The sequence below is a fragment of the Bacillus sp. cl95 genome, from assembly GCF_900115925.1.
Taxonomy (GTDB): domain Bacteria; phylum Bacillota; class Bacilli; order Bacillales; family Cytobacillaceae; genus Neobacillus_A.
On sequence record NZ_FOYF01000003.1, the window covers coordinates 335,157 to 360,334 of the forward strand.

Below are 25,178 nucleotides of genomic sequence, written 5' to 3' on the forward strand. Positions count from 1 at the left end.
TGATATATTTAAAAGGAGGGGAGAATTTTGGACGCCTTTCAGATAGGCTTTCTTACAATACGCTATGAATGGCTTTATGCTGCCATCGCTTTTACCGTTACATACTTTACCCTTGAGCACATGACTAAGAAAGATAAACATATTCAAAAACAGGTTACCGAAACCCTTCTTAACAGTTTACTACTATGGATCCTAACCTTTAAATTGAGCGTAATCTTTTTTAGGCCAAGTATTATATTTGATAATCCGCTAGGAATCATATTCTTTTGGGGAGGACTGAAGGGGCAAGTTCTAGCAACATTTATAGCGCTAATCTATTTCATAATGAAATCTAAAAAGTTACAATGGCCGAATTCGCTTCTTTTATTAGTTACGTATTTTGTCACATTTATGCTTACATACATACTTATCAGAACTTTATTTCAACTAATAATATAGTGTAAAATACCTTTAGATATATTTATTGAGTTCAAAGGAGGAGCGGCATGATTAAAAAGGTATTGGCCGCAGTTGCCCTGATTGTGTTAATAACAGTGGCTATTGTACAGGCAATGGAGAAGAAAGAAGAACCGGTAAATAACAGTACAGGTATCGCTATCGGTTCAAAGGCTCCTGACTTTGAAGTTAAGACATTAACTGGGGAAACGGTCAAACTTTCTGATTACAAAGGTAAAAAAGTAATGTTAAATTTCTGGGCCACTTGGTGTCCTCCTTGTAAAGCAGAAATGCCGGACATGCAAAAGCACTACGAGCAAGGACACAAGGATTATGAAATTCTGGCAATAAATATTGATCCCCAACTTGATGTCCAAGGTTTTGTAGACGAAATGGGACTTACATTTCCTATTCTATTAGATGAGGACGACAGCATTAATACAAAGTATAAAGTGATTTCTATTCCAACTACTTACTTTATCGATAAAAAAGGGATTATCCGGGAAAAGTTTACTGGAGCAATGCCGCTTGAAGCAATGGAAGAATATCTGGAAGAACTTTAAAACATCGGCCGAGCCGATGTTTTTTATTATGTTCAATCATTCATTAAGACTTTATATCAAGTCAAATGATGTTTCATTTTCAATTATTAAATTACTTATAAATATAAAAAGTTAAAATACGATTAAATTTTCGAAAAGTTGTAATAATTAGAGCGGTTATTGGGCATTACTATTGTTAGAATAGTGGATAAGGAAGGTGATACCATGAGAAAGCCTCGTAAACGTTCTTTCGCAGAGCTTGTTTTAGAAAATAAGCGCCAATTATTGAAAGACCAGGCAGCAATGGACAAGATTGAAGAGCGTCTTGAAGAGAAGCGACTTGGAAGAGCCGAATAATTCTTACTTTGATTTCCATTCATGATTTTGAATCCCTCAGGACAAAATGAAGGTGAGGAGGGATAATCAAATGGGAAATCCAAAAAAAGACAGCAAACATTTTGTGCCTGAACATATAGGAACACAGCCTCGTACTGGCCATGGGAATAAAGGAAAGCAAATGGCTGATACTTCAGGCAAGCATGCCCAAGTCATCCAAACAAAAGGTGAATAAGAACATATGAATCATAAGAAACCCCGCGTATCTTCCCCCGGCACGCGGGGTTTCACTTATTCAATGAGAGTAATTTCCATCATATTTTCTTGCAAAAGTTACAAACTATATCTGTAACAGAAAAAGGAGGAATGAATGATGACTTATAATAATCAACCAAATCCTGATGATCGCAGTGACAATGTTGAAAAACTTCAAGCGATGATCCAGAATACAGACGATAACATCCGTAAAGCAGAACAATCATTGTCTCTTGCAGAGAATGAAGGGCAACGTAGCCAAATTGAAGCAAAGAACGAACGCAGACGTGAAAGTATCACAGAGATGCGTGCGGAAATTCAAGACGAAGCACATCAATAATCGAATCTGTAAGCGCGGAGAAACTTCCGCGTTTTTTCATGCCTTGGATTAGGTTGAGCAAAATTCGGATCTAAAAAAAGGATTTTACTACTGACCATTTTCCTTAGTTTGATTGCATTCCTTTTAAAAAACAGCTCTGAATGTGTTAGTATAATGGAAGTAAATTAAGTTAAAGAAGTGATGAAATTGGAACAACGTCAAAGCAAAGTGGAATCACCATTTCCTAAGTGGGAAAGTGAGTTATCCATAAATGGCCAATTGAAAAGTGAAGCGGAGATATTTGCATTTATTCGAGAAAGGGATGAAAAAAGCTATCCTGTTGAGCTGTCAAAGGCTTATTATCTGCTCGCATTGTCTCGAAGCAAACTGAAAGAAGATTCCTTAGCCAGGAGTTGGATGGATAAAGCCCTAAAACTCGATCCACAAAATGAAAGAGCGGCTCAGTATCTGGAAGAATTGAAATGGAATACGAAAAAGGATCTCCTTTCAGGTTTGAGTTTCCCTTTGATTCGAGAAACAGACAACCGTACTGCCAAAAAGAAAGTTGCTGAAGATTACATAAGAATCTGCCGAGAGTTTTTGGAATTAGCTGAAGAACAACAATATCCCTCCAAAAACCATACTGCAACATCTCAACTGAAGTTTTCACGATTAGCTTCCCTTTTAGAAGAAGTGATTGAAGAAACAAGCTTATTGTTAAAAGCAACTGAAGAATATGAACAATCCATTATTGGCGTTTTTCATACATCGGTACATTTTCAAGATTTAAAAAGACATTTAGAGAACCTTGAAAAACTTAAGATGGAGTGGAAGTCTCTCTTTGCTGAAAATGAAGAAGAAACAACCGATAATAGTGCGTTAACAGAACTTGAACAAATGATTGGTATGAATACGGTAAAGGCAAGGGTAGAGGATTTTTACCGATTTTTGAAATTCCAGAAAAAACGTAAAGAGATAGGCTATCAAATTAAAGACGAAATTAGCTTAAATATGGTGCTTACCGGTAACCCCGGAACGGGCAAAACAAGCTTAGCGAGATTGCTTGCGAAAATCTACAATGAACTTGGAGTCTTACCTCATGAACATGTGGTCGAAGCTGATCGTACTAAACTAGTAGGTGCTTTCGTTGGACAAACAGAGGAAAACGTTCGGGCACTGGTTGAGAAATCAATCGGTGGTGTTTTGTTTATTGATGAAGCATATAGTCTAAAACGCGAAGGGCAAACGTCTACAGATTATGGCCAGACTGCGATTGATACGCTTGTATCACTTATGACGAGTCAAGAATACGGAGGAAAATTCGCCGTCATTTTAGCTGGTTATACGGAAGAAATGCGACAATTCCTTGATACGAATCCTGGACTTCGAAGCCGCTTTCCGCAATCAAATATGATCCATCTAGATGATTATTCAAACGAAGAGCTCGTGCAAATTGCGGTTCAAATGGCTAAAGAGAATGACTATATTTTGACAGATGATGCAAAAATGGCACTGAACGACTTAATTGAGCGAGAACGAGTAGATGATACATTTGGGAATGCCCGTACGGTCAAAAATCTTGTTTTGGATGCCATCTTCAAAAAAGGAGCAAAATCTGATCTTGAAAAAGAGAATTTGATTGAATTTACCTTTTTAGAAAAAGATGATTTTGCCTGCTTTACAGATACGGATGCCATACTTCCTGCTGAAAAGCTACGTTCTTTAATTGGCTTGAAACAAATTAAGGATGAGATGAATACACTAGTTTCTTTCATTAAGATGCAACAATGGCGTAAAGAAAGAGGCTTACCGAGTGTTCCTATTCAACTACATTCGGTATTCAGTGGTAACCCTGGTACAGGGAAGACTACAGTTGCAAAAATTTATGCCGAATTCCTAAAAGAATGCGGAGTCCTTAAGAGAGGACATCTGATTGTGACAAGCAGAGCTGATTTTGTTGCCGGTTATATAGGGCAAACCGCCCTGAAAACAAAGAAAAAAATCAAAGAAGCATTAGGTGGAGTATTATTCATCGACGAAGCCTATTCGTTACTTGCTGATTCGAAAGCGGATTTTGGTAAGGAAGTCGTAGATACTCTTGTGGATGAGATGACTAAGCATAATGATAATCTTGTTGTCATTTTAGCTGGCTATCCAAAGGAAATGGAAGAACTCCTATTAAGTAATCCAGGTTTGAAATCGCGTTTCAAGAAGTTCTTTAATTTCCCTGATTACTCTGCTAATGAAATTTTAGCAATTACACTTGAACACAGCCGCCGTTTTGAATATGAAATGAGTGAAGAAGCTCAATCTTTCCTGTTACAAGCGTTCCAAACGACAAAAACGGAGGGGAATGGACGATTTGCGGCAAACTTGCTTGATGAAATGATTCAAGTACAAGCCGTCAGAATGATGAGTTCAGACAATTCAGTTGATCCATATGTAATGAACGAAGAAGCATTCATCATAAATAAAACAGATGCAGAAATAGCATTGTCTAAAATGGGGAGTGGGGAAAATCATGTTAATCTCTAAAAAAGAAGTAGAAGTTCGATACGCAGAAACTGACCAAATGGGAGTAGTCTACCACGCCAATTATTTAGTATGGATGGAACTCGGAAGAACCAGTTTAATTAAAGAATTAGGGTTCAATTACGCCGAGATGGAGAAGGATGGAATTATTTCTCCTGTTCTCGATATCCAAGCATCTTACAAAAAACCATTGAGATACGGGGAAACAGCTACGGTCAAAACCTGGATTGAAGAATACGATGGGTTTCGTTCAAAATACGGCTACGAGATTTTAGATAATCAAGGTGAAGTAGCAGTCACAGGCTTTTCTAGCCATGTTTGTGTCAAAAAAGAAAGCTTTCGTCCCATTTCCTTTAGAAAATTGTATCCAGAATGGCATGAAGCGTACGAAAAGAATAAAAAACCAACTGCTTAACCGAGGTGATAATAATGGCATTTGGGATCAAAAGGGAAGAACTTATGGAGTGGAAGAGACGGGTTGAAAGTGGGGAAATCGCTTTTCTTACCCACTATTGGGTTGATGACCGCTTCCCAGATGCTAGGACGGTCACGAAGGTAGGGTGTAAGGACCTTGTAAAGTTAATCAAATGGGGACAACAATATGGTTTAGAAAAGGAATGGATTCATCACCGACAAGGCTATCCTCATTTTGATTTACTTGGTTCTCGTCAGAAAGAAATACTGATTGCAGAAGGATTACAAAAACACCTTTGGTGATCATGAATACCTGAATGCTATAGGATGATTTCATCTACAAAAAAGAAGCTGATCGGTTGATCAGCTTCTTTCATTTTTCCTTTTGTCTAGCTCCAACGCCAAGCCAATTCTTATTGTACCTGGACTTGGTTACGTCCCTTATCTTTAGCGTTGTACAATGCTATATCGGCTCTTTTTAAGAGATGACGAGCTTGGTCATTCTCACTATATTGAGTGACACCGAAGCTCACGGTTACTTTATCAACTTCTGTAAATTCATTGTTTTCAACTGATTTCCTCAACGTCTCAGCGAAGCTAGCAGCATCATTGCTATTCATATGTGGAAGGATGACCAAAAACTCTTCGCCGCCCCATCTACCAAACACATCACCTTGACTCATTTTTCCACTAATCAAAGAAGAAAGTTCCTTCAATATTGTATCTCCCGCTGCATGACCATAAGTATCATTTATACATTTGAACCGGTCAATATCAAACAAGATAATCGAGAAACTCTTATTCGGATGATCGAGGAAATGGTGTAACGTCTCTTCTAGCATCCTGCGATTTGGCATACCCGTCAAAAAATCAGTATTGGCCATGACATCCATCGTCTGTTTATGAATATAAGCTTCTTTCAAATGCTGTAAAAAATAAAGTGCAAATACATAGACCGCATTTGATAAATAAAATTGGAACAGCGTATCGACCGCCTGATGATTAATTACGTCTGAAAACGTAATAATAGAAATAACCCCAATCATACAGGACATAAAAAAAATACTTCCTGCAACCATCAAGGCAATACGTCGACTGAAAACAAGAAAAATGAAAATATAGTATAAAGGAATCCAGTTTGTGATTTCACCTAATCCGCCACTAGCTTCTAGTGTCTTCCTATTGAATATCATAAGATCGGCTAACCAACTTAAATATACGATACTAATGATCATCATCGTGATAATTTCCATCTTCGGCAAATATTTGTCTTTAAATATCAAAATGAAGAGGACAAATAGCAACCATATATCCAATGCCGGAAACATATAATACATCACGAAATCGTTCTTATTATTGATACCATCAAAGAGCCATCCTAGAAATGTAGCACTAATGAGGAAAGGTAATATCCAAAAATATACTTTTTTCTTAAATCGGACGAAATATAAATCCTCTTTTGACTCTTTCATTTTTTCCCCTTAGAAAAATCGTTCTTTTACTTTTGATAATTAAATTCAGGTTCTTCAAACTTATTATTAAAATTCACTTCTAAATCATGTCCATCAAAGTACCATAAATCTTTTTCTTCTATATAATAAGTGATTCCGTCTACAACAGTTTGAGCTCCCAATCCTATTGGAGCTTCTTTTTCCACACCAAGCGAGAACCCTTTTTGGACTGTGCTACAACCTCCGTAACGAACGAAAAAACGAACAAAATCTCCTTCTTTTAAACCAATTTCATTTTGATACCAATTTGCTGCTTCGTTGCTGACAATAATATTCATAAGTATCTCCTTCCTAAAAGCACCTACCTATATTATAAAAGATAAACGGGGTTAATGCGAGTACATTAGACTGAGGGGAGTTATGACCACGTCTAAATAAAAAAAGCCCCCATTATGGGAGCCATTGCAGCATGTGGTCTAGTATTTCATTGTTTTTTACCGTTGCGTTTACTGCACCTACGGAACCTGCTTTTTCGAGTGGAAGCACTCTATAATTCTTTAAGTTCTTGTTTTCCACATAAGTTGGAATAAATACCGGATTAGAAAGTTCAATCTTTCTCTCATTTTTAGAGATAGTTTTCGTAATTTCCAAGGTTGCAATACCGCCGATATCTTTGTAATCACGCATTTGCCCAGACAGGAAATTCCCTAAAGAGTAGACGATAAAAGCTTTTCTTCCATCCGCTGCTTCAGCCCATTCCATAGGTTGCAGTACGTGTGGGTGATGTCCGAAAATGATATCTACACCTTCGTCAATAACGAATTGTCCTAATTCTTTTTGTTCGTTAGTAGGTACTCGTTGATATTCATTCCCCCAATGCAAAGCCATAATGACGACATCCGCCTCTTTACGGGCACGATGAATTTCATTTTTCATTTTTTCGCGATCAATAAGATTCACCAAGTATCCTTTTCCTTCAGGAACTGGAATACCATTTGTCCCATATGTGTAGGAAAGAAAGGCAAGTTTTATTCCGTTCTTACGAATGATTCTCAGTTTTTGTTGATCCTCAAAATTTTTGAAACTTCCCACATAAGGCAATCCCTTTTTTTCATAATAGCGAATAGCAGATTGGACTCCTCTTTCACCCTTATCAAGTGAGTGATTATTAGCATTCGTAACAATGTCAACTCCAGCATCCACAAATGCGTCTCCAACTTCAGTAGGGCTATTGAACATGGGATAGCTTGAAACACCGAGTTCTGCTCCACCTAAAACTGTTTCTTGATTTGCAACGAGAATATCAGGTGACTGAAGCAAAGGCTTTACTTCGGTAAGCATAGGTTTAAAATCGTATTTTCCATTCTTAAAGGCATCTTCATACACCCAATCATGAATCAAGATATCTCCAATGGCCCCTATCGTCAGCTTCTCGGTAAGACCTCTACTTTCGATATTCGTGTTACGAGAAGAGTGGGGAGCCGCAGAATAAATTTTTGCACTTGCTGTATTTTTTTGATAAAGCAGGAGGAATAATGAAACAGTAAAAAGGATGAGGACAGTAGAAATAATCAATAATGAAAAAATTTTTTTAGTTTTCATATGCAACCCCTTGTTCTTGTCGAATAAGCAATTTCTTTGTCTATCTATAACTACTATAATATATTTATGAAGTAATTTGATTAAAAATTTCACAAATAATGAAAGGAAGGATGCAGGATGTTTAAAATTAGCGGAAACGCTTACGATATTCTTTCCAAAACCATTAAAAATGAGAAAAAACACCCGACAGAACAATTGTTCGCAAGGGTGTCCATCGGCATTGGTTGAGGTGGACCTTCCTTAAAGCTGTCTCTGGAAGAGCGGCCACTTTCTCAGGATCAAATATTTGAGTTCAATGATATTAAAATTCTCATTGACGAAAGAGATTTCCCTTATTTCTCTCATACCAAATTAGATTATGTACGCGATGTATTAGGACAAGGAAAATTCCAGCTCCTAAAAATATAAAAGCGGATCCAAAATGGACCGCTTTTATTTATTGATCAAAAAAGATACAGTTCTAATTAAGTTAGTTTTCTTCGAGACCGTCAATGAACCTCAGCAGTTCATCAAAATTCTTCGTTATGGTAACAGGCAAGTTGGTATTCTTATCCAGAGAATTTGAGGAACCAAAAATTTCGACCATAAATTCATCACGATCCTCCGCTATATCTGTAGAAAAAGAGAATATTTGCCCTTGTTGCTCCGAAGATTCCATTCTAACCTTGTCCTCCTTAAAGTAATATCCATATTTATAGTTATAGTGTATAAAGATTTCCTTATAAAAATTCTAAGGTGAAACAAATTTATGACTAATTCGGTTAAAAACTCCAATTGCTGTAGATTATTATTTTTCACAGGAAGAAAATCTAAATAATAAGGGAAATCACCTCAATTAGTTTCTTTAAATTTCTTATTTCACAAAAAAAAATCAAAGATTAGGTTTAGGCCCTTTTTAGCGTGGGTAAACATAAAATCGTTGTATTTTCCGATAGAAAAAAATAATGGTATATTGCACCGTCTCACAACATTAGCAAAGGGGAAAAGAGGCATGAAAATTACTTCTCAAACCTTGAAAACATATATATTAGAACACGCTCAAGAAATGACTGATCAATGGCTTTCTCTTCGTAATCGTGAAGAAGATTATTCAATCTATTCCAACCACATGCCCATGGAGAGGGTGGAGGAGTTAAGAAAAAGTAATAGAGAACTCATTCAATATATAGCTTCAAAGATTGTGAATGAATCAGTAGAGGAATTAAAAAATTGGGGAGCGATAACTGGGGAAAAGAGGGCTAGCCTTTATACACCCATAAATCGTTCCATGGAGCAGTTCAAAGTGTTTAGGGGGATATTTCTGACTTATTACGAAAAATCCATTTTGAGCGTGAGTGATCAAGTTCCTTTTAGCCAAGCATTTGAATGGTGTAAGACCATAAACAATGCATTCGATGAAATGATTCAGCAATTTACTCATTCCTACTTCCTTTATACGAACGGACGATTAAAAGCACAGGAAGAAATGATTGATGAATTAAGTACCCCTGTTATCTCTATTACCGATGGGATTGCCGTCTTGCCGCTTGTAGGTGATATCGACACACATCGGGCCAAAATCCTAATGGAACACACTCTTAATGAAAGTTCTCAAAAGGATGTAGACTGCCTGATTATTGATTTATCAGGAGTTTTAGTTGTAGACACGATGGTGGCACAGGAATTGTTTAAAGTAATCTCTGCTTTGAACTTAACTGGAGTGGAAGTTTCCATTACCGGAATGCGGCCAGAACTAGCCAGTTCTATCGTTGGACTTGGTATTAAATTCAATAACATAAAAGTTTACAATAATCTTGAACAAGCCCTTAAAGACTTTGGTATAAAACGTCACTAAAAAAATGGCTATAAAAAACCTAAATAGGTCTTTTATAGCCATTTAATTTTTGGTTCAGTTTTATCTAAAATTCTCTTTATATTCGCTCGATGACGGTAAAATACAAAAAAGGCAAGTATGCTAACGATAATAATAAGAGGTATATCCTTAACATCCTTAAAAACAACAGCATACAGGACTGCAGCTACACCAACTAACATTGATGAAAGTGAGACGTACTTTGTTATGTAGAGACAAATAAAAAAGATAACAAGAATTGATACAAACATTAGTGGCTCATAGAAAAGCAAAACTCCACCGGAAGTTGCAACAGCTTTTCCTCCTCGAAAACCAGCAAATACAGGATACATATGACCAATAACTGCAACCATACCGGCGATCAAAGGATGCAGATCTGCTCCAAAGATAAACGGAAGCGCAGCAGCTAACGTGCCTTTTAAAATGTCCATTATGGTTACTGCCATTCCCGCTTTTACACCTAATGTCCTGAATGTATTTGTGCCACCAAGGTTTCCGCTGCCATGCTCGCGAATATCGGTCTTATAGAAAACTTTCCCGATTATGAGACCAGAAGGAATGGACCCGAGCAAATAAGCTATCCCGATAATAATAATAATTTCTGTCATGTAAAACTTCTCCTTCAAAATTGAAATCAGTTCTTCTATTGTACCATTTATTCGTAAAAACGCCATAGTCGTCCAAATAGTTTTTGTCTGAATTTTCTAATCGCGGATAAAATCTATCTCACATTGAATGTGCTGCCACGGGTTTACCGATTTTAAATACGGGAATCTATTAATTGTAACTTACAATAAAGGAGTGGTAACAATGGAAAAACTAAACGATCAAAAACTTGAAAACGAAGTGTTAAAAAACAAAGAAGTTCTCGGAGATTTCGAAGAGTTCAAAAGCTACCTAGGTAAGAAAGTAAGTCTTGGTGAAAAATTGGGCATGGATGAAGAACAACTTGCAAACGCAGCCCAAAAAGTCGGTGACTTCTTGGCTAAGAAAGAATCTCCTCAAAACAGCGAAGAACAGTTGTTACAGGAACTTTGGAAAGTGGGAACTGAAGAAGAAAAACACATGCTTTCCCATATGCTAGTAAGACTAGTGAAGTAATCCCATAAAAAGGGCGGAATTTTCCGTCCTTTTTTGTTTGCAGAAATACAGGTGAAACGAAAGAGATAGATTCCATAGATTTCAGCAATTAAGGACAATGAAAAGGACATTTTCCTCTTTCCAATTCCTGCTTATTTTCGTACGATAGATTGGGAGGGGGAAACGAATGGCAAACATAGAATATACAAGAAAGAAATCGAATACAGGCTGGGTGATAGGAGGGGCCATCATCTTTGTCGCTTTATCCATATCTCTCCTACTCACTATCTTATATCCTTTTGCTTCAACTGAAAAAACGGCATACTTTACAGGTAAAAGTCCCATTTTATATAAAGGAAAACAAGTGGGAAACGCATTCGTTGAAGGCGAAACGGTGTATATCCCTGTATCGTTTCTAACTAATAAACTCGATAAATCCATTATCGTAGATCAAAAATCCAGTTCAATCATTGTCACCACAAAAGATAAAGTGATCCAAATGCCTGTAGAATCACTCACCTATTATGTGAACGCAAAGCCAGTCGATATACAAATACCAATCGCAAAATTTAAGGACCAGGAATGGTATATTGCTATTGACCCATTACTGAGCTTTTATCCCATTCAATATAAGCAATTAAAAGAAACTGGCGCAATACTTATACAACAATCAGGAGAAAAGACGACAAATGCCTTAGTCAATGGAAAAGAAGTCAATTTAGAATTGTTGAGACTCAGAAGTGAGCCAACCCTTCAATCTCCTTACGTTGCTAATAGCTCTTATAAAGAAGAGATTACAATTGAAAATGAAACCGGAGACTTTTATTTTGTCAGAAAATCAAATGGAATTGCTGGATATCTTCAAAAAGAATATGTTGATAAGAAAGGAGAAATAACCATTAGCATTGAGCATCCTGATACTCCTGCTAAACTCACAAAAATCAACGGACCAATCCACTTGACATGGGAAGCAGTTTACACTAAAAATCCGAATCATGCTTTAATTTCTGAAATGTCGGGAGTAAACGTTGTTTCACCAACTTGGTTTAAATTAAATAATAAACAGGGCGGCATTGCGAACTTAGCTTCCCTGGATTACTCGAAATGGGCTAAGGGTCGAGGGTATCAAGTTTGGGGGTTATTTTCAAACGACTTCAACCCAGAAATGACCCATGAGGCTTTTAAGGACTTCGAAACTAGACAAACGATCATTCGTCAGCTTTTACATTTTGCACAAATGTACGAACTTGACGGTATTAATTTTGACATTGAGAACGTGGCTGTAAAAGATGGTCCATTCGTTACACAGTTATTAAGAGAAGCAACACCCTATTTACATGCTGCAGGACTAACGGTATCAATGGATATCACTTTTATATCTGGGAGCGGGAACTGGTCAGCTTTTTACGAACGAGATGAACTCTCAAAAATAGTTGATTACATGGTTGTCATGGCATACGATGAACATTGGGGTTCATCACCTGTAGCAGGAAGTGTCGCAAGTCTGCCATGGGTAGAAGAACATTTGCAAAAATTGCTTCAAGTTGTCCCAAATGAACGCTTGATTCTCGGTGTTCCCCTTTATACGAGACTTTGGAAAGAAGAACAACTGGAAGATGGTCAGGTAAAAGTAACTTCTGAAGCCTTATCCATGTCCAAGGCAAAGGAGTGGATTGCCTCGAAAGGAATTACTCCGGTTTATGATGATGCGAGCGGACAAAATTATGTTGAATTCTACTCGGAACAAGAGAAAATCACTTATAAAATTTGGATAGAAGATGAATTGTCATTAGGTAAACGAGCGGAGTTATCGAAGAAATACAGTTTAGCAGGCATAGCAACTTGGTCTCGTTACTTTGCTGACGAAACTGCATGGGTTGCGCTTAGGCTTGATGAACAAAAAGATGTGACAAAAAAATAAATTTTTGAAAACCGGCAATTGTCGGTTTTTTTATCGACTATCTTACAGTTTATCATTCTGGACAGCGTTAAGGGTTCTTATTAGAGTTTTCTCGGAAATAAGGCTAAAATAAAGGTAGTACAAATGCTTTGCCATTCAGAAATGAAAAGGAGAGTATATGATGCCAATTACAAACCCAACGAGAGAAGAACTAGGTGTTCTCTTAAAAAAAGCAAAAAGAATAGCTGTTGTAGGTCTAAGTAATGATCCGGACAGAACATCTTATATGGTTTCTGCAGCTATGCAAAGAGCGGGATATGAAATTATACCGGTGAACCCATCTATTGACGAAGCCCTTGGCGTTAGAGCCGTACCAACTTTAAAAGACGTTAAAGGACATGTAGATATTGTCAATGTGTTCAGACGATCCGAATTCTTGCCTGAAGTTGCCCGAGACTTTGATGAAATTGATGCAGACGTGTTTTGGGCTCAACAAGGCTTAATGAACGAAGAAGCATACAAATTTCTTAAGGACAAAGGTTACACAGTCGTAATGGATCGCTGTATCAAGGTTGAACTCGCTCTTACAAGATAACAAGTTTGCCATGGAATCCGTTGGTTTCCATGGCTTTTTATTTTCTTCAGCCTTCTCTCCACATTTTTGGTCATTTTCACCAATTTTTTGTTTTTTTCCTTTAAACTCATTTGCCAAATCTGAATAAAACGCTACAATTAAGCATAGACGCCACAAGTGCGTATGATACAATAGAAAACAAGAACGTTTGTTCCTTGTGAGATTAAAGGATTTTTTCCTCTATTGACGAATTCATAATCGAACGTTTAACTTAATGTAAGAGAAGGCTTCGCTTTTTGCAAGGTATGAAAGGGGTAATTTCGTGGCAACAAATCAGCAACAATTTGAATACAATGATGATGCCATCCAAGTTCTTGAAGGACTAGAGGCCGTACGGAAACGTCCCGGTATGTATATAGGAAGTACCGATACAAGAGGTCTTCATCACCTCGTCTACGAGATTGTAGACAATTCCGTTGACGAAGCACTCGCCGGATATGGTAATCAGATCATTGTAAAAATACACAAAGATAACTCCATTAGCGTCCAGGATAAAGGTCGTGGAATGCCTACTGGAATGCATAAAATGGGTAAACCAACTCCAGAAGTCATCCTAACCGTTCTCCATGCAGGTGGTAAATTTGGACAAGGTGGATACAAAACGAGTGGTGGTTTGCACGGTGTTGGTGCCTCAGTTGTAAACGCCTTATCAGAATGGCTAGTCGTTACGATTAAACGTGACGGTTTTGTATATGAACAGCGATTTGAAAATGGTGGTAAGCCCGTTACAACTCTCGAAAAAATTGGGAAGACGAATCAAACAGGTACGACGATTCATTTTAAACCTGATAGGTCCATATTCTCTGTTACGACATATAACTATGAGACATTATGCGAACGGTTAAGAGAATCTGCATTTCTATTAAAAGGGTTCAAGATTGAACTGATCGACGAACGTCATGATGCGCGTGACGTTTTTCACTACGAAACCGGAATTGAAGCATTTGTGGAATACTTGAATGAAGAAAAAGATACTCTTCATCACGTCGTCAGCTTTGAAGGGAATCAGAATGGAATTGAGTTAGAATTCGCTTTCCAATTCAATGATGGTTACTCTGAAAATATCCTTTCATTCGTTAATAATGTAAGGACAAAAGATGGAGGAACACACGAAGTAGGTTCAAAAACGGCTATGACTAGAGCTTTTAATGAATATGCTCGTAAAGTAGGATTATTGAAAGAAAAAGATAAGAATCTTGATGGAGCGGATATCCGTGAAGGATTATCAGCCATCATTTCCGTTCGTATACCTGAAGAGCTATTGCAGTTCGAAGGACAGACAAAAGGAAAGTTAGGAACAAGTGAAGCTCGTTCTGCGGTTGATTCCGTTGTGACAGAGCATTTATCTTATTTCCTGGAAGAAAATCCTGAAACTAGCTCATTGCTTATCAAGAAAGCAATTAAGGCGTATCAGGCACGTGAAGCAGCTCGTAAAGCTAGAGACGATGCTAGAAACGGCAAAAAACGTAAGCGTTCAGACACCGTTCTATCAGGTAAATTAACTCCTGCGCAATCTCGTAATCCTTTGAAAAATGAAATCTATCTCGTAGAGGGAGATTCAGCGGGCGGATCTGCAAAACAAGGTCGTGACAGACGTTTCCAAGCAGTCCTTCCACTTCGAGGTAAAGTTATCAATACCGAAAAAGCGAAACTGCAGGATATTTTTAAGAATGAAGAAATCAATACCATCATTCATGCAATCGGTTCAGGGGTCGGAGCAGATTTCACTGTTGAAGACTGTAACTACGATAAAGTCATCATTATGACCGATGCCGATACAGATGGAGCGCACATCCAAGTGCTTCTACTAACTTTCTTTTACCGATATATGAAACCGCTTCTTGAAGCAGGAAAGGTTTTCATCGCACTTCCTCCTTTGTATAAGGTGAGTAAAGGTGCCGGTAAAAAGGAAGTGATTGAATACGCTTGGAGTGATGAAGAGCTTGCAGGTGCAATCAAGAAGATTGGCAAAGGCTATATGATCCAGCGCTATAAGGGTCTTGGTGAAATGAACGCAGATCAATTATGGGAAACGACAATGGATCCTGAAACACGCACTCTAATTCGTGTGAAAATTGATGACGCTGCAAGAGCGGAACGACGCGTTACGACATTGATGGGTGATAAAGTTGAGCCACGTCGTAAATGGATTGAATCAAATGTGGCATTCGGACTTGAGGAAGAATCGAACATTCTTGAAAATGAAAACATTACGGTTGCTGAAGGGGGAAATGAGGAATGAGTTCACAGGAAAAATTCCGGGACCTGCCTCTAGAAGATGTTTTAGGCGACCGTTTCGGACGATATAGTAAGTATATTATTCAAGAACGGGCATTACCTGATGCCCGTGATGGATTAAAACCTGTACAACGTCGTATTCTTTATGCCATGCATGTCGAAGGCAATACAAATGACAAAGGTTACAGAAAATCTGCAAAGACCGTCGGTAACGTAATCGGTAACTATCATCCGCATGGTGACACATCCGTTTACGATGCAATGGTTCGGATGAGTCAGGACTGGAAAGTAAGAAACGTCCTGATTCAAATGCACGGTAACAACGGTAGCGTAGATGGAGATCCACCTGCAGCGATGCGTTATACAGAAGCTCGTTTATCAGCCATCGCAGCAGAACTATTACGTGATATTGAAAAGAAGACAGTTGATTTCATTCCTAACTTTGACGATACTTCTCAAGAACCTACTGTGTTACCAGCTATGTTCCCGAACTTGCTAGCCAACGGTTCAACTGGTATCTCTGCTGGTTATGCAACAGAAATTCCTCCACATCACCTTGGTGAAATCATTGATGGTGTGATTATGCGTATGGACCACCCAGACTCTACAGTTGATGAACTAATGACTGTTATCAAAGGGCCAGATTTCCCAACAGGCGGAATTATCCAAGGTGTTGACGGAATCAAAAAGGCATACGAAACAGGTAAAGGGAAAATCATTATCCGTGCAAAAGCTGATATTGAAGATGTTCGCGGTGGTAAGCAGCAAATCGTCATCACTGAAATTCCATTCGAAGTAAACAAAGCAAACCTCGTCAGAAAAATGGATGAGTTTAGAGTCGACCGTAAGCTTGAGGGGATTTCTGAGGTGCGTGATGAGACTGACCGTACTGGCCTTCGTATCGTCATCGAACTAAAGAAAGATGCAGATGCAGCTGGAGTATTGAACTTCCTTTATAAAAACAGTGATTTACAAGTAGCCTATAATTTTAATATGGTCGCTATTCACAAAAAACGACCTGTACTTATGGGGCTAAGAGAACTTCTTGATGCCTATATTGATCACCAAAAGGAAGTTATCACAAGAAGATCACAATTTGAACTAAATAAAGCTCGTGAACGTCAGCATATCGTCGAAGGCTTAATGAAAGCCTTATCGATACTAGATGAAGTGATTGCGACAATCCGAGCTTCTAAAGATAAACGCGATGCAAAAGATAATTTGATTGCTAAGTTTGAGTTTACTGAAGCACAATCAGAAGCAATCGTTTCCTTGCAGTTATATCGTTTAACAAATACGGATATTACGGCACTGAGAGCAGAAGCTGAAGAATTGGCAAAGAAAATTGAAGAACTTACTGCGATTTTAGACAGTGAAAAGAAACTTCTTTCTGTCATCAAAAAAGACTTGAAAGATTTGAAAAAGCGCTTTGCAGACGATCGTCGTTCACAAATCCAGGCTGAAATTGAGGAAATCAAGATCAACCTAGAAGTTATGGTAGCGAGTGAAGATGTCATCGTTACCGTTACCAAGGAAGGTTACGTGAAACGTACAAGTCAGCGCTCCTTTGCGGCTTCTAACGGCCAAGACTTGGCGATGAAAGACTCTGACCGCTTGCTCGCTCAAGTGGATGTAAATACAAAGGACGTTGTCTTGTTATTTACTAGCAAGGGTAACTATTTGTATTGTCCAGTGCACGAGCTTCCTGATATCCGTTGGAAAGACCTTGGTCAGCATATCGCTAATATCATACCAATTGACCGTGATGATGAAATTATCAAGGTTATGCCAATCAAAGACTTTGACGCTGAATCATTCCTATTATTTGTTACGAAAAACGGTATGGTTAAGAAAACAGAGCTAAAGTATTATAAAGCTCAACGTTACTCTAAGCCTCTTGTTGCGGTTAACCTAAAAGATAGCGATAAAGTGGTCGATGTTCACTTGACAGATGGCAAGCAGGATATCTTTATGACAACTCATTATGGTTATGCGTTATGGTTCCATGAAGAAGAAGTTAGCATTGTTGGAGCAAGAGCTGCAGGCGTAAAAGGTATGAATCTTAAGGACGCTGACTATATTGTCGGTGGAAAAATCGTAAATCCAGACCAAAAGCCATCAGTTGTCATTGTGACCCAACGTGGTTCTGTCAAGAAGATGAAACTAAAAGAATTTGAAAAATCATCCCGTGCTAAACGAGGTGTCGTAATGCTTAGAGAGCTCAAAGCAAATCCACACCGTGTTATTGGGTTTGATATTTCAAACGAAACAGATGAAATCACGATTCAAACCGAAAAAGGTGTAAGTGAGACCTTTAAAGTATCGGAATTAAAGTTTAGTGACCGCTATTCCAATGGTTCATTCCTTATTGATGAAGGTGACAGTGGCAAAGCATCACTGATCTGGAAAACAGAACAATCTACAAATGAATAACGAGTATCCTCCTGACCATTGAGTTAGGGGGATTTTTTCTGGTCTAGGAATTTATGAAATTGTAGGATGCGTATAACTTTTTACAAGTTCCATTTAATCCAGCTCCAGCACCCAGCCCCTCGGGGTCGTTTCTTGAAGCGCTAAACAGGACACTTCCGAATTTTGCTCTGGAAAGCCCCTCCGAAAATACATCTTTTTTCCATAAATGGACAATATAAGATTACTTAAATTCCGGAGGGATAAAGATGAGAAAAGAACACTTATTTGCTTTTGCAGCTTTCTTCTTCATTTCACTCTCAGCCATGACAGCCGTTTTTGCCATGGAGGAAGCAGAAAAAACCGTCATCATTTCGGAACGTTTCATTGATGTTACCGGGGATGGCAAGCCAGAAGAACTAACACTACAGGGAATCAAAAATAAAAAAGAAGATCCATACTTTAAAAACATCTTCCTTGAAGTAGTCAATTCTCGTGATGAAAAATTGCGTATCAATGCTGGAACGGGAATTGAACCTGGACTATCGTTTGCCGATCTTAATCACGATGGAATTCTAGATGTATTGCTCAACGTTTCAACAGGTGGCAGTAGTGGTTCTTCGAATTATATCCTTTACACCCTAAAGGATTTTAGACCGACAGACCTATCCGTTCCTCAGGTACTGAATATCGACACATCCTTTCAAGATGGATATCAAGCCAAAGCTGTCATAAAACCTACAAGTGACGTATTTACTTTTGATTTAAAAAACAGGAAACAAGAATATGACCAATCCGGCTTATACTTAAATGGAAAGCTGAATGAACCAACAGAATTGATTGTCAATAGATTTTCCTCACTCACTCCAGTCATGATTGAAGGAAATCAACTAGGATTGAAGGGAGTGCAGCTAATTAGCGGTATCACAACATCTGATTCCATAGCTAAAGTAGAGTCTTCATGGTTTTATACTGAGGGACAATGGAAGCTCAAAAGAACGAAGGTTTACACCCTGAAATAGTTTGTAACTTAGTTGATACATTTAAAATAGGCGTTTGTCACGGAATTCCCTTCCTACCATATACTATGGTAAGCATCATTATGCTTGAGAGGGGGAAATCCTTGTCATGAGTGTATTTGATCCATCTAAACTAAGTGTTACTTATTTAGCACCAGCAACGCCATTCCGGCCAATTGATTCCCGTAAGTATACGCTAACCCACTCTGATACGACAGGTCAGCTTTTTCTGGCAATAGGTTGTCAATACGATTATAAGGCGATTAATCCTAAGTTCCGTGATGAAGTATTAGCAGAATGGATCCCGAGAATGGGGATATTCACACTTTGTGGTCGCGTATATATTAGTGGCGGCGAATTTGATGAACGTTATTCTCATGTACGCTTTATGATTTTTAAAAGGGAACTTGAATTGGCACTAAAAGCGATTGTTTATGGTGATCAAACAATTTACTCGTATTTCCCTTGGCTACTTGATTCTCCAATCTACATTCATTTTGAATCGGTATTCCCGCAATATAATCAAGTCATTTACTTTGGTACACCGCGACAACACTTAATGAATGCCGTTCAGCAGCAACCATTAGCACAGGTCTAATTCGCCTGTGCCTTTTAGTTTTGAAATATTCTGTATTTTACTGCATTTATTATTTGATATAATGATAGAAAGGGAGTTTTCCAATTATAGGGAGGTGTTTATCGTGAAAAAAGCATTGTTAATCGCATTAACTGTCGGTGTGGAAAGTATTCTTACATGGTTGATCGCAAAATATTTTCATGTAAGATTCGTAGAAGTGATGTTTTTTACGGGATTGGCATTCACAGTAATTATTTTCTGGTTCTCAAGTAGCGGTGGGGCTTACACCCGTTTTATTGACTCTCAAGCAAGCGCACAAACCGGAGTTTTAATGAATAGAGAAAGCTTAAAATGGCGCTTAAACCCCGTATTGCTAGGTTCAATTGTCTTTTTAACAGTAGGGTTACTCCTTTTTATCTTGTTACTTAAGGGCATTATTCCCCAAGCCTAAGAAGTGAAGGGAAGAGGAGGAAATAGATTAGGTCCTAATGTCGAATGAATGGCTGTTTTGAAATTTTTAATATGTATTAGCCTACATAATAATTTTTAGCTGGTTGTAGAAAACGATTATTTATTGATCAAGATAGTGGTAATTATATTTTTTGAAATTAATGGAATGATAATGTAAAGGAAATTAATGTACATAAGGTTATTATGTTAACTGAAATAGAAAACATTTTAACAAGCTAATAATCAGATTTACCAATTGCTGATGTGTAAAACATTAAGTAATTGGTTTTTTTATGGTTAAAACTAAAGCGATATACAACTATTAATTTACATATAAACGAAACTGATGTTCAAACCAGAGTTACAAATTGGTTAAAAATTTTATGAATCAAATAATGACTCATATAGATTTGAAATTTAGATACATGTTGATAATCTAAGCAAATGAAAAAACATGATCTCAGCTGAAAAATTCTATTTCGTCTCACTATCTTAAGTTTACTTTATTATTGAGACGATATTTGATTCTATATATACAACTTCCTAGAATATATATTATGTAAACTGAATAATTGAAACAAAATATGGCCGTCTACATATCCGCCCCCTTGTCCGTTGAAGACAATCTACCTACATTAATGAAGAGAATCAGCCTACATTCCTCCCTTTTATGGGTTCCAAAGCAATAACCATGATTACTGCTTAAATACCACTGAAATTTTTTTGAATAGAATTTACCTACATAGATAAAACCTGAAAAGAATTCACCTACTGTCATAACTTAGCGTCATGAATGATGACAAATATCTTTTTTACTCTTTATAAACATAAAAATAACCTTAGGATAGCAAGAATCACCCTAAGGTTATTTTTAATTATTGGATTATTTTAATTGAGAAACCTCATTACAAATTAACGCTGTTCATATCCGGATAACGTTCTCCTGCTGCCACACCTTTTGGAGCTACTTCATTAATGCGGCGAAGGTCTTCTTTTGATAATTGAATTTTAAGGGCTCCAATATTTTCTTCTAGATATTGAATTCGTTTTGTTCCTGGAATCGGGACAATATCATCACCTTGAGACAGAATCCAAGCAAGTGCCAGCTGTGAAGGCTGACAATCTTTTTCTCTTGCTAATTCTTTAATTTGATTCACAAGATCTAAATTTTTTGTAAAGTTTTCTCCTTGAAAACGAGGAGAAAAGCGACGATAATCATTTTCTGCCAAGTCTTCAAATGTTTGAATTTGCCCTGTTAAAAAGCCTCTTCCTAAAGGACTGTAGGCTACAAATCCAATTCCAAGCTCACGGATAACAGGTAAAATTTCGTCTTCGACATCTCGGCTCCATAGTGAATATTCCGTCTGAATGGCTGTTATTTCATGTACCGAATGAGCACGGCGGATCGTTTGAGGAGCTACTTCAGACATGCCAAGGTAGCGTACTTTTCCCTCTTGAACTAATTCAGACATCGCACCAATTGTTTCTTCAATTGGAACATTAGGATCTACTCTATGCTGATAATAAAGATCAATATAATCTACACCTAAACGGGCTAAACTTGCATCACAAGCTTGTTTTACGTAGTCTGGATGGCCATTAACTCCTAAAAATGATCCATCTTCTCCTCTTACAACTCCAAACTTTGTTGCAACAATAACTTGATCACGTCGATTTTTAATAGCTTGACCAACTAAGTTTTCATTTTGGCCAGGGCCGTACATATCCGCTGTATCAAGGAAATTGATGCCCAGTTCGATGGCACGATGAATGGTTTTTACTGATTGATCATCATTTCGTCCGCTGTAAAAATCAGACATACCCATACAGCCTAAACCAAGAGATGAAACCTCTAATTCAGATTTTCCAAGCATTCTTTTCTTCATATTAAACATCCTCTCTGCTTAAATTAAGGTATAAAATAGTTAATTTTTCTAAATATCACCCTACTGAAATATTTTTTGGTCTAAGTTCTTTAGCGAATTCCGACCTTACTAACATCTACTTTGAAGGAACATGCTATTCCGCCGTTATGATTTATACTTTCGAAAACTTCTTCAGCCATTTGTTTATTAATCAAGTAATTTATCACAACAGTGTTGCCATTCTGAGAAAGCCTATGGGCTATTGCACGCTAATACCACGTAAACCCCTGTAACTATAGCAATTTTTTGGTTCAGGATTTAATTTCACTTTTCAAAGTGTGTTTAGAAAAAATGCAGAATCCCAAATTAGTTAATTTTCATAATGATTTTTTATCATTTCATGTTCTAATCTTGCAATTTTTTGTTGAATTTTTTTTAGATTTTCTTCAGTATCACGTAATTTGTTGTAAAACAGTGATTTCGTGTTGTTTCATCATTTTTAATCGTTGTGGGATGGTATCACTCCCATTCATTGTCTGTTCAATAAATTGTTTAATCTCTTTGCATTCCAGTATTTTTTAAACATAAGATCATTTCTAGAAATTTAAGTGCATCCTCGTCAAAAACTCGATTTCCATTTTCAGTTCCTTTTAGAAAAGGTAACATTCCTTGATTATCATAGTAACGTAATTGAGAAATGGATAAATGATACATTTTTGCAACTTGTCCAATGGTATAGTTCATAGTATTTTACCTTGGTGATTACCAAGGAATAATCCCGTTTTTATCGAGGATTTTACCATTATAGTTTGTATCGCTTAAAGCATATTTAACAATGATTTGTGCACCTTCAGCAGTTGTTTTACCACCTGGAGCATTATTATTAAGATCCGTAGTTGTAAAACCAGGTGTAACACCTAAAATTTCAGGTCCATCCGTACCAAATTCTGTACCAAATGCTAATGTTAATGAATTAACAGCCGTTTTTGATGAATTATAGCCCAATATATTGAGTTGAGGAATATCGCCATTCGCGAACATTGTTTGTGAAGCCATATCTGTCGTTACGTTAACAATTTTCCCACCCTGAGATTTTTTCACTAAAGGTAAGAAGGCTTGAATGATTTGGAATGTTCCAAAAAAGTTAACATCAAATTCTTGCCGTAGTGTTTCTAGTTTTAATTCACTAGGTAAAACACCAAAATCAAGTGCAATTCCAGCGTTATTAATCAATAAATCTAAGTGGTCCGTTACTTCAAGGATTTTATTTTTGGAGTTTTGAATCGATTGTGTGTCTGAGATATCAACTGGAACAAACGAAACATTTGAAATGCCCAAGGATTGCACGGCTTTTTGTCCAAGTTCAGCATTGCGTGCTCCTAAAAATACATGATAATTTTTTTCAGCTAATTTACGCACAATTTCATATCCAATACCTTTATTAGCACCTGTTACAAAAGCAAATTTTGTCATATGATTCCTCCAATTTTTATATTAAAAAGATACAGCCTAAACCTAAGTTGAGGTCAAGGTTTTTTAAAAATTATTATACGAAACTGATTTTTACATAATATAAAATATTTCGTTTATAAATCAATATTATATCTTGCTATGTCGGTAAGTTATTCGTTAGTTTTGAATGGTCAGTATTTGTGTTCAACTTAAATATGCTTATCCTTAATATAGCTTGTGAAGAAACTGTGATCGGTGATAGGAACCTAATTCATTTCTAATCTCTACCAGAAGTTCAATTTCTTTTTTTGCAAATCCAATTTGTTGAAAATTACGAGCCACAAATCCGTCTGCGACAAAAATACTAGTAACAAGTTCTGTTTGTCGATAAAAACAGAAAAAGTCATTCCCCTTTTTTATATTTTTATCAGCTTTTATCATCATAGATACAATAATGAATCGTTAGAAAAAGACCAAATCAAATGACCTGGTCTCCAATGGTTTTCGCTAATGATAATACTTCACAGTTACGATCTTCAATCATTAACACACTACGCTATTCTTAAATGTGTTTTGATTACACTTTCATTTTATACAAAACTGTCCTGAAACAGTGCTTGACTCATCATTCATAATCCGAAGGGTCAATGAAGAAACAGTAACAAAGATAGATAATAAGGCAGATGGCCATTGTGATGTAGCCCCAACCAAGGATGATTTGATCCATGACAAGGTAGCTATTGCACAAATTATCAGTTGCCATGATAAATAACCATCCCATTCCGATAAACATGACGGCAAAGAGTACAATAGTCATATTTTTAAGATTGCTTGATAATTTTACCCAACTGTCCCTTAAAGGAACCCCTGCTAGAAATGGCAGACTGATAAACTTGAAAACTTCCACCATAGGAAGATTGAGAGCCTCATCCATTGCCCTTGGCAACATCCAATAGGATATGATGATGATGAATAACATCATTCCAGGAACACCATTTCCATTCCACTTTTCGAAAAACCCGGGGAATTTAATTTGAAAAAAACGTGCTATTAAGATTCCCGAAATGACCAATAACGGCATTTGCATGTGCATATGCATGATCATGATAGACTCCAAAAAATCAGCAACTGGCGGAAGACTTAAGACCACAAATAACAGCAAACCATATAATGCCTGTTTCACTGTCAATCCCCCTTTTCAAGTATGCTTTTGATTTTTTGCGCTGCTGCATCCGTCTTTTCATAATCCATCACATCTGCCAAATAGCCGTTTCGATTAACTAAGTAAAATGCAGAGTTGTGAGTGAAATTACCACTTCCATCAGGAATTACGATAACACCAAACTCTTTCAACAAAGCTTCTAACTCCCTTTTATCCTTGATTCTAGCCATCCGCCACGTTTCCCCATCACTTTTGAACATATCCTTATACTTGTCAAGAGTTACCGGATCATCTCTATCCGGGTCAAAGCTTATGCTCAAAAATACAATCTTTCTGCCTAAAGCCTCGCTTGGTAATTCGTCATAGACTTTTGACATATTCATTTCCAATTCAGGACATACGGATCCACAAGAAGTATAAAGAAAGGTAATAAATACATACTTCCCTTTAAATTCAGAGATAGAATAAGTTCTTCCTTTACTATCTTCAATTGTGACATCAGGGAATTTTGGTTTATCCACTTCAAGCCGTGCAACTCTTGCAGCTTCGGCAGTAAATGCACGGAATCCGTCTGTACCAAAATAGAATAATAACAGACCAAACAATAAAACAAGGATGCTAGCCTGCGTATTGCGGCCAATTTTGATCATGAAG

Annotated in this window: 26 protein-coding genes and 1 pseudogene; 16 read left to right on the forward strand and 11 right to left on the reverse strand. The window is 37.3% G+C overall.

Annotated elements, in window-relative coordinates; translation table 11 throughout:
* The first annotated feature begins 485 nt into the window (after nt 1–485).
* The 7 genes from BMZ31_RS10660 to BMZ31_RS10690 all read left to right on the forward strand — a co-directional run bounded on the left by BMZ31_RS10660 (nt 486) and on the right by BMZ31_RS10690 (nt 5,136).
* Nucleotides 486–998: a peroxiredoxin family protein gene (locus tag BMZ31_RS10660; RefSeq protein ID WP_090831725.1), complete on the forward strand. Its 513-nt coding sequence runs from the start codon at nt 486–488 to the stop codon at nt 996–998.
* A 204-nt stretch (nt 999–1,202) separates the two neighbouring features.
* Complete coding sequence (locus BMZ31_RS10665; RefSeq protein WP_090831726.1) at nt 1,203–1,334, forward strand: FbpB family small basic protein; 132 nt, start codon at nt 1,203–1,205, stop codon at nt 1,332–1,334.
* Nucleotides 1,335–1,404: 70 nt separating this feature from the next.
* A complete protein-coding gene (locus tag BMZ31_RS10670) occupies nt 1,405–1,548 on the forward strand; it encodes an acid-soluble spore protein N (protein ID WP_090831727.1) in 144 nt (47 codons plus the stop codon).
* 135 nt (nt 1,549–1,683) lie between these two features.
* On the forward strand, nt 1,684–1,908 hold the full coding sequence (tlp, locus tag BMZ31_RS10675; protein WP_090831728.1) for a small acid-soluble spore protein Tlp: 225 nt from the start codon (nt 1,684–1,686) through the stop codon (nt 1,906–1,908).
* Nucleotides 1,909–2,088: 180 nt separating this feature from the next.
* A complete protein-coding gene (locus BMZ31_RS10680; protein WP_090831729.1) occupies nt 2,089–4,422 on the forward strand; it encodes an AAA family ATPase in 2,334 nt (777 codons plus the stop codon).
* A complete protein-coding gene (locus tag BMZ31_RS10685) occupies nt 4,409–4,834 on the forward strand; it encodes an acyl-CoA thioesterase (protein ID WP_090831730.1) in 426 nt (141 codons plus the stop codon). Before BMZ31_RS10680 ends, BMZ31_RS10685 begins: the two co-directional genes overlap by 14 nt.
* Before the next feature lie 14 nt (nt 4,835–4,848).
* A complete protein-coding gene (locus tag BMZ31_RS10690) occupies nt 4,849–5,136 on the forward strand; it encodes a hypothetical protein (protein WP_090831731.1) in 288 nt (95 codons plus the stop codon).
* A 110-nt stretch (nt 5,137–5,246) separates the two neighbouring features.
* Here the strand turns inward: BMZ31_RS10690 and BMZ31_RS10695 are convergent, their stop codons facing one another.
* The 4 genes from BMZ31_RS10695 to BMZ31_RS10710 all read right to left on the reverse strand — a co-directional run bounded on the left by BMZ31_RS10695 (nt 5,247) and on the right by BMZ31_RS10710 (nt 8,544).
* On the reverse strand, nt 5,247–6,305 hold the full coding sequence (locus tag BMZ31_RS10695; protein WP_090831732.1) for a GGDEF domain-containing protein: 1,059 nt from the start codon (nt 6,303–6,305) through the stop codon (nt 5,247–5,249).
* A 26-nt stretch (nt 6,306–6,331) separates the two neighbouring features.
* The gene (locus BMZ31_RS10700; RefSeq protein ID WP_090831733.1) at nt 6,332–6,622 is read right to left on the reverse strand and encodes a HesB/YadR/YfhF family protein; all 291 of its coding nucleotides are present in this window, start codon (nt 6,620–6,622) and stop codon (nt 6,332–6,334) included.
* 112 nt (nt 6,623–6,734) lie between these two features.
* Nucleotides 6,735–7,886 carry a CapA family protein gene (locus tag BMZ31_RS10705; protein ID WP_090831734.1) on the reverse strand — a complete coding sequence of 384 codons (1,152 nt, stop codon included), beginning with the start codon at nt 7,884–7,886 and terminating at the stop codon, nt 6,735–6,737.
* Between the two features lie 469 nt (nt 7,887–8,355).
* A complete protein-coding gene (locus BMZ31_RS10710) occupies nt 8,356–8,544 on the reverse strand; it encodes a hypothetical protein (RefSeq protein ID WP_090831735.1) in 189 nt (62 codons plus the stop codon).
* A gap of 333 nt (nt 8,545–8,877) precedes the next feature.
* On the opposite strand from BMZ31_RS10710, the gene BMZ31_RS10715 reads away from it, so the two are divergent.
* Entirely contained in the window at nt 8,878–9,720 is an 843-nt protein-coding gene (locus tag BMZ31_RS10715; RefSeq protein ID WP_090831736.1) for an STAS domain-containing protein, read from the forward strand.
* A 32-nt stretch (nt 9,721–9,752) separates the two neighbouring features.
* Here BMZ31_RS10715 and plsY read toward each other — a convergent pair whose 3' ends face one another.
* Nucleotides 9,753–10,346, reverse strand: a complete 594-nt coding sequence (plsY, locus tag BMZ31_RS10720) for a glycerol-3-phosphate 1-O-acyltransferase PlsY (protein ID WP_090831737.1) — start codon at nt 10,344–10,346, stop codon at nt 9,753–9,755.
* A 202-nt stretch (nt 10,347–10,548) separates the two neighbouring features.
* On the opposite strand from plsY, the gene BMZ31_RS10725 reads away from it, so the two are divergent.
* From BMZ31_RS10725 to BMZ31_RS10760, 8 genes are all read left to right on the forward strand, one after another.
* The gene (locus tag BMZ31_RS10725; protein WP_090831738.1) at nt 10,549–10,839 is read left to right on the forward strand and encodes a DUF3243 domain-containing protein; all 291 of its coding nucleotides are present in this window, start codon (nt 10,549–10,551) and stop codon (nt 10,837–10,839) included.
* 166 nt (nt 10,840–11,005) lie between these two features.
* The gene (locus BMZ31_RS10730; RefSeq protein WP_090831739.1) at nt 11,006–12,739 is read left to right on the forward strand and encodes a glycosyl hydrolase family 18 protein; all 1,734 of its coding nucleotides are present in this window, start codon (nt 11,006–11,008) and stop codon (nt 12,737–12,739) included.
* 160 nt (nt 12,740–12,899) lie between these two features.
* The gene (locus BMZ31_RS10735; protein WP_090831740.1) at nt 12,900–13,313 is read left to right on the forward strand and encodes a CoA-binding protein; all 414 of its coding nucleotides are present in this window, start codon (nt 12,900–12,902) and stop codon (nt 13,311–13,313) included.
* A gap of 301 nt (nt 13,314–13,614) precedes the next feature.
* Nucleotides 13,615–15,594: a DNA topoisomerase IV subunit B gene (parE, locus tag BMZ31_RS10740; protein WP_090831741.1), complete on the forward strand. Its 1,980-nt coding sequence runs from the start codon at nt 13,615–13,617 to the stop codon at nt 15,592–15,594.
* Nucleotides 15,591–18,023, forward strand: a complete 2,433-nt coding sequence (parC, locus tag BMZ31_RS10745) for a DNA topoisomerase IV subunit A (RefSeq protein ID WP_090831742.1) — start codon at nt 15,591–15,593, stop codon at nt 18,021–18,023. The genes parE and parC overlap by 4 nt, the downstream gene beginning before the upstream one ends.
* A gap of 245 nt (nt 18,024–18,268) precedes the next feature.
* Entirely contained in the window at nt 18,269–19,021 is a 753-nt protein-coding gene (locus tag BMZ31_RS10750; RefSeq protein ID WP_090831743.1) for a hypothetical protein, read from the forward strand.
* A 106-nt stretch (nt 19,022–19,127) separates the two neighbouring features.
* A complete protein-coding gene (locus tag BMZ31_RS10755; RefSeq protein ID WP_090831744.1) occupies nt 19,128–19,616 on the forward strand; it encodes a staygreen family protein in 489 nt (162 codons plus the stop codon).
* A gap of 103 nt (nt 19,617–19,719) precedes the next feature.
* Entirely contained in the window at nt 19,720–20,046 is a 327-nt protein-coding gene (locus BMZ31_RS10760; protein ID WP_254778742.1) for a hypothetical protein, read from the forward strand.
* Nucleotides 20,047–20,950: 904 nt separating this feature from the next.
* On the opposite strand, the gene BMZ31_RS10765 is transcribed toward BMZ31_RS10760, so the two are convergent.
* The 6 genes and pseudogenes from BMZ31_RS10765 to BMZ31_RS10790 form a co-directional block, all read right to left on the reverse strand.
* Nucleotides 20,951–21,931: an aldo/keto reductase gene (locus BMZ31_RS10765; protein WP_090831745.1), complete on the reverse strand. Its 981-nt coding sequence runs from the start codon at nt 21,929–21,931 to the stop codon at nt 20,951–20,953.
* 349 nt (nt 21,932–22,280) lie between these two features.
* Nucleotides 22,281–22,654: pseudogene (locus tag BMZ31_RS10770) on the reverse strand (MerR family transcriptional regulator).
* Nucleotides 22,655–22,672: 18 nt separating this feature from the next.
* Nucleotides 22,673–23,383, reverse strand: a complete 711-nt coding sequence (locus BMZ31_RS10775) for an SDR family NAD(P)-dependent oxidoreductase (protein WP_090831746.1) — start codon at nt 23,381–23,383, stop codon at nt 22,673–22,675.
* A 204-nt stretch (nt 23,384–23,587) separates the two neighbouring features.
* A complete protein-coding gene (locus BMZ31_RS20335; RefSeq protein ID WP_090831747.1) occupies nt 23,588–23,806 on the reverse strand; it encodes a hypothetical protein in 219 nt (72 codons plus the stop codon).
* 181 nt (nt 23,807–23,987) lie between these two features.
* Nucleotides 23,988–24,545, reverse strand: a complete 558-nt coding sequence (locus BMZ31_RS10785; protein ID WP_090831748.1) for a hypothetical protein — start codon at nt 24,543–24,545, stop codon at nt 23,988–23,990.
* 2 nt (nt 24,546–24,547) lie between these two features.
* Entirely contained in the window at nt 24,548–25,174 is a 627-nt protein-coding gene (locus BMZ31_RS10790) for an SCO family protein (protein WP_090831749.1), read from the reverse strand.
* Nucleotides 25,175–25,178 lie beyond the last annotated feature (4 nt).

Coding starts and splice junctions, on each gene's coding strand:
- plsY (WP_090831737.1), bottom strand. CDS start 10,346: ATGACAGAAATTATTATTATTATCGGGATAGCTTATTTGCTCGGGTCC.
- BMZ31_RS10750 (WP_090831743.1), top strand. CDS start 18,269: ATGAGAAAAGAACACTTATTTGCTTTTGCAGCTTTCTTCTTCATTTCA.
- tlp (WP_090831728.1), top strand. CDS start 1,684: ATGATGACTTATAATAATCAACCAAATCCTGATGATCGCAGTGACAAT.
- BMZ31_RS10680 (WP_090831729.1), top strand. CDS start 2,089: ATGAAATTGGAACAACGTCAAAGCAAAGTGGAATCACCATTTCCTAAG.
- BMZ31_RS10725 (WP_090831738.1), top strand. CDS start 10,549: ATGGAAAAACTAAACGATCAAAAACTTGAAAACGAAGTGTTAAAAAAC.
- BMZ31_RS10695 (WP_090831732.1), bottom strand. CDS start 6,305: ATGAAAGAGTCAAAAGAGGATTTATATTTCGTCCGATTTAAGAAAAAA.
- BMZ31_RS10755 (WP_090831744.1), top strand. CDS start 19,128: ATGAGTGTATTTGATCCATCTAAACTAAGTGTTACTTATTTAGCACCA.
- BMZ31_RS10735 (WP_090831740.1), top strand. CDS start 12,900: ATGCCAATTACAAACCCAACGAGAGAAGAACTAGGTGTTCTCTTAAAA.
- BMZ31_RS10710 (WP_090831735.1), bottom strand. CDS start 8,544: ATGGAATCTTCGGAGCAACAAGGGCAAATATTCTCTTTTTCTACAGAT.
- BMZ31_RS10730 (WP_090831739.1), top strand. CDS start 11,006: ATGGCAAACATAGAATATACAAGAAAGAAATCGAATACAGGCTGGGTG.
- BMZ31_RS10705 (WP_090831734.1), bottom strand. CDS start 7,886: ATGAAAACTAAAAAAATTTTTTCATTATTGATTATTTCTACTGTCCTC.
- BMZ31_RS20335 (WP_090831747.1), bottom strand. CDS start 23,806: ATGATGATAAAAGCTGATAAAAATATAAAAAAGGGGAATGACTTTTTC.
- BMZ31_RS10765 (WP_090831745.1), bottom strand. CDS start 21,931: ATGAAGAAAAGAATGCTTGGAAAATCTGAATTAGAGGTTTCATCTCTT.
- BMZ31_RS10690 (WP_090831731.1), top strand. CDS start 4,849: ATGGCATTTGGGATCAAAAGGGAAGAACTTATGGAGTGGAAGAGACGG.
- BMZ31_RS10665 (WP_090831726.1), top strand. CDS start 1,203: ATGAGAAAGCCTCGTAAACGTTCTTTCGCAGAGCTTGTTTTAGAAAAT.
- BMZ31_RS10700 (WP_090831733.1), bottom strand. CDS start 6,622: ATGAATATTATTGTCAGCAACGAAGCAGCAAATTGGTATCAAAATGAA.
- BMZ31_RS10685 (WP_090831730.1), top strand. CDS start 4,409: ATGTTAATCTCTAAAAAAGAAGTAGAAGTTCGATACGCAGAAACTGAC.
- BMZ31_RS10670 (WP_090831727.1), top strand. CDS start 1,405: ATGGGAAATCCAAAAAAAGACAGCAAACATTTTGTGCCTGAACATATA.
- BMZ31_RS10660 (WP_090831725.1), top strand. CDS start 486: ATGATTAAAAAGGTATTGGCCGCAGTTGCCCTGATTGTGTTAATAACA.
- parC (WP_090831742.1), top strand. CDS start 15,591: ATGAGTTCACAGGAAAAATTCCGGGACCTGCCTCTAGAAGATGTTTTA.
- BMZ31_RS10715 (WP_090831736.1), top strand. CDS start 8,878: ATGAAAATTACTTCTCAAACCTTGAAAACATATATATTAGAACACGCT.
- BMZ31_RS10790 (WP_090831749.1), bottom strand. CDS start 25,174: ATGATCAAAATTGGCCGCAATACGCAGGCTAGCATCCTTGTTTTATTG.
- BMZ31_RS10775 (WP_090831746.1), bottom strand. CDS start 23,383: ATGACAAAATTTGCTTTTGTAACAGGTGCTAATAAAGGTATTGGATAT.